The 11957-nt window shown below is 42.0% G+C and carries 10 protein-coding genes; 5 read left to right on the forward strand and 5 right to left on the reverse strand.

What is annotated here, in order from left to right:
- Positions 1 to 5: 5 nt before the first annotated feature.
- Genes dprA through topA form a run of 3 tightly spaced genes read left to right on the forward strand, consistent with a single transcriptional unit; the run spans position 6 to position 3938 of the window.
- Entirely contained in the window at positions 6 to 1106 is a 1101-nt protein-coding gene (gene dprA / locus BQ7314_RS02435; protein ID WP_245394892.1) for a DNA-processing protein DprA, read from the forward strand.
- Positions 1107 to 1133: 27 nt separating this feature from the next.
- Complete coding sequence (locus BQ7314_RS02440) at positions 1134 to 1601, forward strand: Smg family protein (protein ID WP_174482115.1); 468 nt, start codon at positions 1134 to 1136, stop codon at positions 1599 to 1601.
- An 18-nt stretch (positions 1602 to 1619) separates the two neighbouring features.
- Positions 1620 to 3938: a type I DNA topoisomerase gene (gene topA, locus BQ7314_RS02445; RefSeq protein WP_174482116.1), complete on the forward strand. Its 2319-nt coding sequence runs from the start codon at positions 1620 to 1622 to the stop codon at positions 3936 to 3938.
- A 104-nt stretch (positions 3939 to 4042) separates the two neighbouring features.
- Here topA and BQ7314_RS02450 read toward each other — a convergent pair whose 3' ends face one another.
- The 5 genes from BQ7314_RS02450 to BQ7314_RS02470 form a co-directional block, all read right to left on the reverse strand.
- Complete coding sequence (locus tag BQ7314_RS02450; RefSeq protein WP_174482117.1) at positions 4043 to 4303, reverse strand: hypothetical protein; 261 nt, start codon at positions 4301 to 4303, stop codon at positions 4043 to 4045.
- A gap of 38 nt (positions 4304 to 4341) precedes the next feature.
- The gene (locus BQ7314_RS02455) at positions 4342 to 4926 is read right to left on the reverse strand and encodes a DUF4136 domain-containing protein (RefSeq protein ID WP_174482118.1); all 585 of its coding nucleotides are present in this window, start codon (positions 4924 to 4926) and stop codon (positions 4342 to 4344) included.
- Between the two features lie 61 nt (positions 4927 to 4987).
- A complete protein-coding gene (miaA, locus tag BQ7314_RS02460; protein WP_174482119.1) occupies positions 4988 to 5929 on the reverse strand; it encodes a tRNA (adenosine(37)-N6)-dimethylallyltransferase MiaA in 942 nt (313 codons plus the stop codon).
- Between the two features lie 33 nt (positions 5930 to 5962).
- Positions 5963 to 7843, reverse strand: a complete 1881-nt coding sequence (gene mutL / locus BQ7314_RS02465; RefSeq protein ID WP_174482120.1) for a DNA mismatch repair endonuclease MutL — start codon at positions 7841 to 7843, stop codon at positions 5963 to 5965.
- Between the two features lie 83 nt (positions 7844 to 7926).
- Positions 7927 to 8853 carry an ABC transporter ATP-binding protein gene (locus BQ7314_RS02470; protein WP_174482121.1) on the reverse strand — a complete coding sequence of 309 codons (927 nt, stop codon included), beginning with the start codon at positions 8851 to 8853 and terminating at the stop codon, positions 7927 to 7929.
- Positions 8854 to 9026: 173 nt separating this feature from the next.
- On the opposite strand from BQ7314_RS02470, the gene ppx reads away from it, so the two are divergent.
- Positions 9027 to 10538, forward strand: coding sequence for an exopolyphosphatase (gene ppx, locus BQ7314_RS02475; protein ID WP_174482122.1), 1512 nt, complete (start codon positions 9027 to 9029; stop codon positions 10536 to 10538).
- Between the two features lie 4 nt (positions 10539 to 10542).
- On the forward strand, positions 10543 to 11790 hold the full coding sequence (locus BQ7314_RS02480) for a hypothetical protein (RefSeq protein ID WP_174482123.1): 1248 nt from the start codon (positions 10543 to 10545) through the stop codon (positions 11788 to 11790).
- The last annotated feature ends 167 nt before the right edge of the window (positions 11791 to 11957 follow it).

Below are 11957 nucleotides of genomic sequence, written 5' to 3' on the forward strand. Positions count from 1 at the left end.
CTTCCGTGCTCACTGATAGCCCCACTAAATTCTGGCTTGCGCTCTTGCGCACGCCAGGCGTGGGCAGTAAAACTTTCTTAAAATGTTTGGCTTACTACACACCAGAACAGCTATTTTCTGAGCCACGCGAGACCTTACTACAATTAGGCTTGCGTGGTAAAAGCATAGATGCCATAAAAGCACCTGACTGGCAAACCGTGGAACAAGATTTAGCTTGGCTAGAACAACCTGATAACCACATCTTATTATTTTCAGATACTGATTATCCCGCACAATTAAAAGAAATCCCTGACCCTCCGCCTATACTATTTGCGCGTGGTGACATAGATTTGGTTCATTTCCCACAAATAGCTATCGTTGGCAGCCGCAATCCCTCAAGCCTAGGCATACAAGTTGCAACAGATTTTGCCCACAGTTTAAGCACGGCAGGCTTCACCATTACCAGTGGCTTAGCTTTAGGTATAGATGCAGCAAGTCATCGCGGTGCCTTATCTGCCCATGGAAAAACGATTGCTGTCACTGGCACAGGTTTAGATCGAGTTTATCCTGCCACACATAAGCAACTCGCTACCGATATAGTCAATAATGGCGTACTTATTTCAGAATTCCCGCCCGGAACCAGTGCAAAAGCCAACCATTTTCCGCGCCGCAATCGAATTATCAGCGGTTTATGCGTCGGCTTATTAGTCGTCGAGGCAGCCAAACAAAGTGGCTCATTAATCACTGCGCGTATGGCTCTAGAGCAAAATCGCGAAGTGTTTGCCATCCCTGGTTCTATCAACAACCCACTAGCACGCGGCTGTAACTCACTGATTCGGGAAGGCGCAAAATTAGTAGAAACCACACAAGATATATTAGACGAGCTGGCTCACCTATTCCAACCCTCAACGACACAAGTCAACGCATCACCTATAAGCACCCAGTCCTCACTAACTCCTGAACAACAAGAACTATTGAATTACATTCAATATAGCCCCACATCTATAGATCAGCTGGTTACTGAATCAGGCTTTTCAGTAGAAAATATCGCATCACACTTGCTCATACTAGAAATACAAGGGTATATTAGCCCCATGAATGGCGGTAGTTTTACGCGCATAAAATAAATTTAAAGCCCACAAATAGGCCCCTTAATGAATGAAGATATCTTTGATGTACTAATCTATCTATTTGAAAATTATATGGATAGTGATATAGACATCGACTCTGACACCGACACATTAAAAACCGAACTTAAGGCAGCAGGCTTTAATTCAAGAAACATAATTCAAGCATTTGAATGGCTAGATATGCTCGTACAGCAAGAAGAGCCAATGTTCAAATCTAATAAAAATTTCCGTATTTTTTGCGCAGAAGAAAACCAAAAGCTAAGCGTAGAATGCCGTGACTTTATTTACTTTTTACAGCGCTTAGATATTCTTACACCCATCACACGCGAGTTTGTTATTGACCGCGCTATGGCAATAGATAGTCACCAGGTTACGCTAGAAAAAGTTCAGTGGATTAGTTTAATCGTATTATTAAACCAACCTGATGAAGAGCTTGCCATTGCTCATATGGAAAACATCATCTATCAAGAAGAATCAGATTTTTTAAATTAATATTAGTTAATCCTTAGCATGAGTAAAAACTTAATCATCGTAGAATCACCGGCAAAATCCAAGACCATAGAGAAATATCTAGGCAAAGATTTTCAAGTTCTTGCCTCTTATGGGCATTTACGCGACTTAATCCCCAAAGAAGGTGCGGTGGACCCGGACAATGACTTTGCGATGAAGTATCAAATACAAGAACGCAACCAGCGCCATGTACAAGCCATTACCAAAGCACTAAAAGGTGCTGACACCCTTTACCTCGCGACCGATCCTGATAGAGAGGGAGAGGCGATTTCATGGCACTTATTAGAAATACTTAAAGCCAAAAAACTGCTTAAGGCGAAAACCGTACACCGCGTCGTATTCCATGAAATCACTAAAAAAGCCGTTACTTATGCGATAGAAAATCCTGGTGAAATTGCTACCAACCTTGTTGATGCTCAACAAGCACGCAGAGCCTTAGACTATCTCGTCGGTTTTAATTTATCGCCGCTATTGTGGAAAAAAATTCGCCGCGGCTTATCCGCAGGACGCGTACAAAGCCCTGCGCTACGCATGATTGTTGAACGTGAACTGGAAATTGAAGCCTTTAAAACACGCGAATACTGGTCAATTACAGCAAAATTAATCGAAGCAAAACAACCTTTTAAAGCTAAATTAACGCACTATAATGGCGAAAAACTCAGCCAATTCAGCATAGAGAACGACGAAACAGCACAAGCCGCACAACAAGCCTTACTTGCAGCGGCAAATGGTAGCTTAAAAGTTGCTAAATTAGAGAAAAAACAACGCAAACGTAATCCAGCCCCACCTTTTATTACCTCAACATTACAACAAGAGGCGGCGCGTAAATTAGGTTTTACCACTAAACGCACCATGATGGTTGCTCAGCAACTTTATGAAGGAATGGATATTGGTGGCGGCGAAGCGGCCGGTTTAATTACCTATATGCGAACTGATTCGGTGAATTTAGCCGCCGAAGCACTGGAAAATATTCGCGCCTTAATTAGCGAAAAATACGGTGCCGACCAAATACCCAAAGAACCACGTTCATTTAAAACAAAGTCTAAAAATGCTCAAGAGGCACATGAGGCTATCCGCCCCACGCTTGCTCAGCAAACCCCAGCGAGTTTAAAAACATTTCTAAGCAGTGATCAATTCAAGCTATATGACTTAATTTGGAAGCGCACAATTGCCTGCCAAATGATCCACGCGACGATCAATACCGTCTCGGTCGATTTACAATGCGGCAGTGACCAGCATATTTTCCGGGCAACAGGCTCGGTTATTGCCAAGCCTGGCTTTATGGCAGTCTATTTAGAAGGGCAAGACGATAACAAAGAAGGCGATGATAAGGAAACCTTTTTGCCGCCCATGAAAGAGGGGCAATCTATCCCCCTAGAAGACATTGTCACCAACCAGCATTTCACCGAGCCCCCCCCCCGTTATAGTGAAGCAAGCTTAGTAAAATCATTGGAAGAGCATGGCATAGGTCGCCCATCTACCTATGCGTCTATTATTTCTACTTTACAAAACCGTGAATATGTCACTTTAGAAAAAAAGCGCTTCTACCCTACCGATGTCGGACGCATTGTTATCAAATTTCTAACTGAGCATTTCACCAAATATGTGGATTATAATTTTACCGCTAATTTAGAAGATGATTTAGATGCTGTTTCACGGGGTGAAAAATCATGGGTTCCACTTATGCATGATTTTTGGAAACCCTTTACCGCGCTGATTCATGACAAAGAAGAATCAGTACAACGTAAAGATGTTACCCAAGAAGCCATTGATGAAAAATGCCCTGAATGCGGTAAGCAACTATCAATACGCCTAGGTCGTAATGGTCGCTTTATCGGCTGCACAGATTATCCAACCTGCTCTTATACGCGTAATTTGAATGATGACGGCACACAAGCAAACGAACCTGAAATAGTGCCTGACCGTAAATGCCCAAGCTGTGAATCTGATTTGGTCATCAAAACAGGAAAATATGGGAAATTTATCGGCTGCAGCGCTTACCCAAAATGTAAGCATATCGAGCCCTTAGAAAAACCGCTGGATACTGGCGTAGAGTGTCCAAAATGCAAAACAGGAAGTATTTTAAAACGCAAATCGCGTTACGGTAAGATTTTCTACTCTTGCTCTGACTATCCAAAATGTGACTATGCACTCTGGAATGTGCCGGTCAATGAACCTTGCCCAGCTTGTGATTGGCCTATCCTAACGCTAAAGACGACCAAACGACGTGGCCCAGAAAAAGTTTGCCCACAAAAAGACTGTAAATATGCAACACCTTATGAAGGTGACCCTGAAGATGTAAAGGGGCCAACGAGTTAGCTTTAAAATGTATAATAACCCCCGTAGGGTGAGCTTCAGCCCACTAGCTCTATCAGCCACTGGCTTTAGCGTAAAGTATCCCCTACGGAGATTAAAAGAACCTCTTAATCTTGAATACGCTTAGCAATACGTTGATAAGCGTCTTTCAACTCTTCACCAACAATTTTAGCCGCTGCAATAAAATCATCCGTCGTTTCTACTGAATCATCAGCAATTTCACTGGCTTTTTGCTTAACATATTCCCACTGCTTTTCAGCCTCAGAAAATTCCTCTTTCACCTCCATAGACGCTAAATGCATTTTTAACTGCATCTCATCACGTTCAGTTTTTAATTTTTCTAATAATGCATCAAATTCTTGTTTCATTTATCTAACTCCAAAAATCAGTATTTAAGTTTATAGTTTTATTCCTTTTCAGGTAAAAATGCCAACAATTTTTTAATAAAAACCTTAATTCTTGCTTTTCTCTCCTGTAAAGGGATTTCTTCTAAGCTAGCTAATGCCTGACCTGCCGTGCGCCATGCTAACTTATTTGTCTGCGGATTAAGCACGTCAAAAATCAAAGTTCCTTTTTCGTACCGCTTTGGGTTAAGCGGATTAACCATCAAACCCGGCACTAATCCATATTTTTCCTGGATTTGTCGATCATCTAGGGCTGAAGTTAGTGCCGCAGCAAAGCTTATATTAATATCCGCCTGCTCAGTTTGTGGTACTTGCCTGTAGCCTTTACGCTGCATTTCCTGCTCTATGCCTTGCTTTAATAAACGGTGCATAGGCACATTTTTTATAACATTCGCCTCCGATTGCTGCATAAACCCATCAGACCAACGATAAGTTGCTGATACAGGAATATGTAATATAGCATGGTGCACTGTCACAAAGGCTACTTGCCTATCATTTTCTGGAACAACTTCAGTCGTAGCACAACCTGCAAGCAAAACACTTACCAGTAAACCTTTGCCTATTAAAATAATTTTTCTAACCATCATTTAAAACCTTTTATAAATAATACCCGTGTCTGTGTACAGATTACGCGATACAAAAGTAAAACTAAACGTCCTTTATTTGTGTTTTTAGTGCCGATAATACAACACTAAAAACATCCCGTTCTTCCGTATAAAAGCTATGCGCATCAACCACTCGGCGTAGCCAAGTAAACTGTCGCTTAGCTAGTTGACGTGTTGCAATAATACCCATTTCCTGCATTTTTTTAGCATTAATATCTCCCTCTAAATAAGACCATACTTGCCGATAGCCTACCGCTCGTACCGATGGCATTTGTACCGTTAAATCACCTCGCTGATATAAATCCTCAACCTCAGCAACCAATCCCTGCTGCAACATTTGCTTAAAGCGTAGGGCAATTCTCTCATGCAAAACCGCCCTATCTCGCGGTGCGATGATCAGCTTAATTTTTTGATACGGAATTTCTTCAGCCTGCGCCTCAGCATGCAGTTGAGTCATCGACTTACCGGTCAACTCATACACCTCCAAAGCACGCTGTACACGTTGCGGATCATTCGGATGAATACGTGCCGCGGCAATTGGATCAACTAATTGTAATTTGGCATGCATTGCCTTCTTGCCGATGGCTTGCGCCTGTACATCAAGTTGTGCACGCACGGCATCATCGGCACTAGGCAGCTGAGCCAAACCATGAAATAGGGCGTTAAAATAAAGCATTGTGCCACCGACCAATAAAGGCAACTTACCTCGTGCTGTAATATCTTCCATTAATGCCAGAGCTTGGCGCCTAAAAGTACCTGTAGAAAAGCTTTCCGCTGGATCTAAAATATCAATTAAATGATGTGGGATTCCCTCTCTTTCTGCCAATGTTGGCTTGGCTGTGCCGATATCCATACCTTTAAAAACTAAAGCTGAGTCAACGCTAATAATCTCGGCATTTAATGCATGCGCTAATTGCACCGACAAAGCCGTTTTACCGGAAGCCGTAGGCCCCATAAGAAAGATAGCTGGCGGGAGTGTTGTCATAAGCATATGATTAAAGAGTATTTTCGGAGTTCATCACTGCCCACGCAAAAACAACTTATCCAGCTCTTTTTTACTCAACTCCACCCAAGTTGGGCGGCCATGATTACACTGGCCGCTGCGCTCGGTCTTTTCCATATCACGCAGCAATACATTCATTTCTGGCACCGTTAAGCGGCGATTAGCACGCACTGAACCATGACAGGCAATAGTCGATAAAATTTCGTTACAGCTTTGTTCAACACGCTGGCTCATGCCATGTTCAATAATATCTGCCAAGACATCTTGCACTAACAAAGCAACATCGGTCCCCGATAATAAAGCTGGGATGGCACGAATAACAATCATCTCCTCAGCCATACGATTTAACTCAAAACCCAAACTCATAAAAAATGCTTGCTGGTCATCTGCTAGGTCTGCCTCTGCACTATTGACCTGTACTTGCACAGGCAATAATAACGGCTGTGACGGCACCGATCCTTGGTGATATTGGGTTTTAAATCGCTCATAAGTCACACGTTCATGCGCTGCATGAGCATCAACCAAAATAATGCCATTTTTGGTTTCAGTAAGAATATACACATCATGCAAATGCGCCACGGCATAACCTAAAGGCGGCTCTAATTCATTAGCGTTTATAATCCGCGCACTAGGCTCTTGTATAGTAGTCGTAACATCAACAGTAGGCGCAACCAGCTTAGTATATGCCTCAATCTGCGCATCAACATCCAACGGCAAAGCCGATTGCCGTGGCGCTGCAGATGGCTGATAACTTTGTCGTGGCATAATAGGTTTGGCTTCGGACTCTGCTGCCAAAGGCTGGAAATCAACTATTTTTTGCACTTCAGGACGAGCTATACCAGTCACTTCTGACTCTGCTTTTGGCTCTGTGTCAGATTCAGGCTCAGATGCTTGCGGCCTGACATCCGCTAAAGACCGATGCAAAGCCTTAAATAAAAAATCATGCACCGTACGCCCTTCACGAAAGCGCACTTCTAATTTCTGCGGGTGTGCATTAACATCAACAAAACTAGGATCTAACTCTAAATACAACACATAAACTGGATGTCGGCCATGATAAAGCACATCCTGATACGCTTGTTTAATCGCATGGCTAACCAAACGATCTTTCACTAAACGGCCATTGACATAAAAATACTGCATATCTTGCTGACTGCGCGAAAAAGTTGGCAAACCTACCCAACCATGCAAACGCATGCCTGATGCAGAAAAATCCAAAGATACGGAACTCGTTAAAAAAGCAGAACCAAAAATATGCGCGATACGCTGCTCTTGCTCTTCCTGCGTTTGAGCAAGTTTAAAATTAAAAATTTCACGTTGGTTATGCTTTAATTCAAATGCCACATCAAAACGACTTAATGCCATGCGTTTTAATAGCGTTTCAATATGGCTAAATTCAGTTTTATCGCTTTTTAAGAATTTACGTCGTGCAGGTGTATTATAAAATAAATCACACACCTCAATAGTCGTGCCTAATGGGTGGGGATCAGGCTGGGGATCTAATTCTTCTTCCGTACCATCCGCTTGTACACGCCATGCACACGCTTCATCAGCAACGCGCGAAATCAAAGTTAAGCGCGAAACTGAGCTAATACTAGGCAAAGCTTCACCACGAAACCCCATGGTCATAACTTGCTCCAAATCATCTAAAGATTGGATTTTACTGGTCGCGTGACGTGATAAGGCTAAGGGTAAATCCTCTTTTTCAATACCACAGCCATTATCTCTAATCTTAATTAAGCGTGCACCACCTTGCTCTACTTCAACCAAAACACTATTTGCACCCGCATCAAGACAGTTTTCTACTAATTCTTTCACCACCGAAGCCGGTCGTTCGACCACTTCGCCAGCAGCAATTTGATTAACTAATTGAGGAGGTAAAGCATGAATACGCATAAGAATAACTCGTGTGATATTTTATATATACAATGGTGGACTGATACTCGCCCTACGGCTATGGCTAAACGCCCCACACAGGACTAAGCGCTCTTATTCTTATCCTGATCAACCAAATCCAAAAACAAGCGTTCTAAACGATTAGACTTATTTTTCATACTCGTCACCTCAACCTGTACCTCTGATAAACCTTGAAATAATTGATTTAACCCCAAAGCTTTAGGCACAGCAATACTTAACTGCAAAGCATTAAGTAATTCAATTTGATAACCCGCGATCTTAGGCGCACGCTTTATCGGTTGTTTTAAATCACAAATAAAATGCTCTTCATTTAAACGCGCTAATAAACTCTGCATATTAGTATTTTCAACAATTTCACCCTGGTTAATAATGGCAATATTACGGCATAAATTCTCCGCCTCTTCCAAATAATGCGTGGTCAAAATGATGGTCGTACCCTGTTCATTAACTTGCTTCATGGTTTCCCACATCGAGCGGCGTATTTCTATATCAACACCCGCCGTTGGCTCATCTAAAATCAATAACTTCGGTTTATGGACTAAAGCACGAGCAATCATGACTCGCCGCTTCATACCGCCCGATAAACGACGCGACACCCTATCCCGCTGACCCCATAAATACATCAACTTTAAGCAACGCTCCGTCTGCACCTTCGCTTCTTTTCTTGGCATACCGTAATAGCCCGCCTGATTCATAACGATATTACGCGCGGTTTCAAACTGATTAAAATTCACTTCCTGTGGAACTAAGCCAATATAACTTTTCGCCAACTGAGTATTACGCTTTAAATCCACATTAAAAATTTTCACTTCCCCACTACTTGCATTCACCAGTGAGCTAATAATACCAATCGTAGTTGACTTACCCGCGCCATTCGGCCCTAGCAAAGCAAAGAAATCTCCTTGTTCAACATCCAAGTCAATGCCCTTAATAGCAACCAGGCCATTAGCATAAGTTTTCTTTAAATTACGAATTGATAAAGCCTTCATTAAAATCCTACCCAAAAATGCTAAAAACTATTTTTCACTTATTCCCCAACAAGCCAACATCAACACTTAACGAACCTCACTAAATAAGGTACATTATCGGTTATTCCTAAACTAATGCTGCTGCAAAAAATACTATGAATTTTAGCAGATAATCTAACAACACTATAAAACAAATGACACAAAGCGCAGAACGAGAACAAGCTCCTGAACTTATTGCTGCTGTTGACCTTGGCTCCAATAGTTTTCATATGATTATTTGTAGTGTCAAGAAGGGCAAACTACAAACCATTGACCGCTTAAAAGAAATGGTGCGCCTGGCATCAGGGCTGAACGAAAAAAAAATTCTTGATAAAGCCACTCAACAACGTGCATTAGCTTGTTTAGAGCGTTTTGGTCAACGTATTCAGAATTTCCCCGACAATAATGTCCGTATCGTCGGCACCAATACTTTACGTACCGCTAAAAATGCTGAACAATTTTTAGCCAAAGCAGAGCTTGCCTTAGGCTATCCAATCCATATTATTTCTGGAATAGAAGAAGCCCGACTTATTTATCAAGGCGTTGCCCATAGCTTACAAAGCAATGCAAACCGCCGCTTTGTTATGGATATTGGTGGCGGCAGTACAGAATATATTATTGGTACCAATACTATCCCCGCACAAAAAGAAAGCCTGCGCATGGGTTGTGTCACTGTCAGCAACCGGTTTTTTACTAATGGCGCGATCAGTCATACCCGATTTCAAAAAGCCACGCTCTTTGTTAACCAACAACTCAACAGCTATAAAAAAATATTTAATAGCCGTCAGTGGGATGAAGCTATTGGTGCATCAGGTAGTATACGCGCAATCTCTAAAGTCATCACTGCCAGTCAATGGAGTAATGATGGCATTACCCAACAAGGGTTAGAAACCCTAAAAGAGCACGCGCTCAGCTGCAAACATATTTCTGAACTGCAATTACCCGAACTAGACGACGAACGCTTACCGGTATTTATGGGCGGCCTAGCCATTTTATATGCCACTTTTCAAACCTTAGACATAGAACAAATGAGCGTTTCTGATGGCGCACTACGCGAAGGCTTGATCTACGACTATTTAGGTCAAATCTCTAATCATGATATTCGCTCAGACACTGTCAGCATGTTAGCGTCTCATTACCATACCGACACGCAACAAGCTGAATTAGTCAAGCATACTATCACCAATATATTAGAACAGTCTCACCCGTTCTTAGGTGCGCAAACCAAGCTTATCGCTCAATATTTAAACTGGGCAGCTGACCTACATGAAATTGGCCGCAATATTGCCCATAGTCAGTACAATAAACACGGCGCTTATATTATTAAGCATGGTGACTTAGCCGGCTTTTCACAGCAAGACCAAATGCTACTGTCAGTTATTATCGCCGCCCATCGCCGTAAAATTCCCACCAAAAAAATTGCCGACCTACATACCCCATGGGATAAAAGCGCCATTTACATGATTATTATTTTAAGGCTAGCCGTACTACTACAACGCAATCGTAGCAATACTGATCTACCGGATTTTAAAATCACCTTAGAAACTAGCAAGATTAGCCTAAAATTTCCTACAGGCTGGCTAAACAACGCCCCATTAACTCAAGCAGACCTCAAGCAAGAAGCCGAATATCTAGCTAAAGCTAAATTCAAACTCGTCGTTAGCTAACTTCATGCTCCTATTATTACGTGTCATTTTATACAGCATAGCAATACCCGCCCTGATTATTGCTATCTGCATTTCACTCAGCACCAGTAATAAAACTATCACTATCCCACAATGGCAGCTCACCAGCGCTGATATCCAGCGCGCCAAAAAGATTCTGCATGCCAACCAACACAGTGCCGATCAAGTCGTCAGCCTTAGCCTATCTGAGCGTGACCTTAATATCGCCTGCGCTTACTTACTCAACCTCTATACTGACAGCCAATCGCTAGTCAAGCTCAGCACAAACTACCTGTCCTTTCAGTTGCGCTTCACCCTGCCCAACAATTTATTTGGTCGTTATCTCGACATACAATTTCAACTCTATATACCACCTTATCAAGCCCCCAAAATAAAAAACCTACAGCTTGGCCAAATGACTATTGCTGATGCCTATGCGGGTTTCTTAATAGACAAAGCCATTCAACATACACGACTTAACCAATACCTCAACCTACTCAGGCAAAACCTGAAAGAAATTCATCTTACTTCAGGTCAGCTACGAATCAAATACCAGCTACCTATACAAGCCTCGGCTAAAATTCAAAGCTTACTGACACCTAACATCGACGAACGCGCCTTAAACCAATATCAAGAAACACTCGACAAAACTCTACTTAAGCACGATGCAAAATGGCGTTTATCGCTCAGCGAAATTCTCCAGCCATTATTTCAACTTGCACAACAACGCTCCACAGCCGCCAATGCTATCGAAGAAAACCAGGTCGTTATATTCATTGCTAATCGCTATGTTAATAACTACCCCAGATCAGGCAACAAAAATAAACAAAGAAAAACCATACCTTACTACCCTGCCTCCTTATATAAACGCACCGATATGGCGCAACATTTTATGTGGTCTGCCAGCTTATCTGCATCAGGTAGTAGTTACCTCGCCCACCTAATCGGCGTAGAAAAAGAACTGAACGATGCCAAGCATGGCAGCGGCTTTAGCTTTATAGATCTAGCCGCTGATAGAGCTGGCGTAAAGTTTGGTGAATACGCTACCGCCAATCCAACGCAAGCACTTAAAATACAAAAAAAAATGGCACACATAACAAATTACCGTGCATTTATGCCTGAAATAAGAGACCTACCCGAAAACTTAAACGTTCAAGCCTTTCAAATACAATATAAATCAACTTACAGCAGCAAATATCAAAGCGTCCTGCAAAAGATAGACCAACGCATTAGTGCTTGTGAAATTTATCAATAACTAAGGTATAAGCGTTAAATAAAATGCAATGAGACTTGCAAACTCATGCCACTAAAATAACGCTATTATTTATTAGTTACGTCACCTTATTGTAACTTCTCATTATCCACAGGCAATTATTTAAAAGTTGTTTTACAATATATTCTATGAACTCGCCTAAACCGAAA

This window comes from methanotrophic endosymbiont of Bathymodiolus puteoserpentis (Logatchev) (genome assembly GCF_900128525.1).
In the GTDB taxonomy this organism is placed as follows: Bacteria; Pseudomonadota; Gammaproteobacteria; order Methylococcales; family Methylomonadaceae; genus Methyloprofundus.

Coding starts and splice junctions, on each gene's coding strand:
- mutL (WP_174482120.1), bottom strand. CDS start 7,843: ATGCGTATTCATGCTTTACCTCCTCAATTAGTTAATCAAATTGCTGCT.
- topA (WP_174482116.1), top strand. CDS start 1,620: ATGAGTAAAAACTTAATCATCGTAGAATCACCGGCAAAATCCAAGACC.
- BQ7314_RS02455 (WP_174482118.1), bottom strand. CDS start 4,926: ATGATGGTTAGAAAAATTATTTTAATAGGCAAAGGTTTACTGGTAAGT.
- miaA (WP_174482119.1), bottom strand. CDS start 5,929: ATGACAACACTCCCGCCAGCTATCTTTCTTATGGGGCCTACGGCTTCC.
- BQ7314_RS02470 (WP_174482121.1), bottom strand. CDS start 8,853: ATGAAGGCTTTATCAATTCGTAATTTAAAGAAAACTTATGCTAATGGC.
- BQ7314_RS02450 (WP_174482117.1), bottom strand. CDS start 4,303: ATGAAACAAGAATTTGATGCATTATTAGAAAAATTAAAAACTGAACGT.
- ppx (WP_174482122.1), top strand. CDS start 9,027: ATGACACAAAGCGCAGAACGAGAACAAGCTCCTGAACTTATTGCTGCT.
- BQ7314_RS02480 (WP_174482123.1), top strand. CDS start 10,543: ATGCTCCTATTATTACGTGTCATTTTATACAGCATAGCAATACCCGCC.
- BQ7314_RS02440 (WP_174482115.1), top strand. CDS start 1,134: ATGAATGAAGATATCTTTGATGTACTAATCTATCTATTTGAAAATTAT.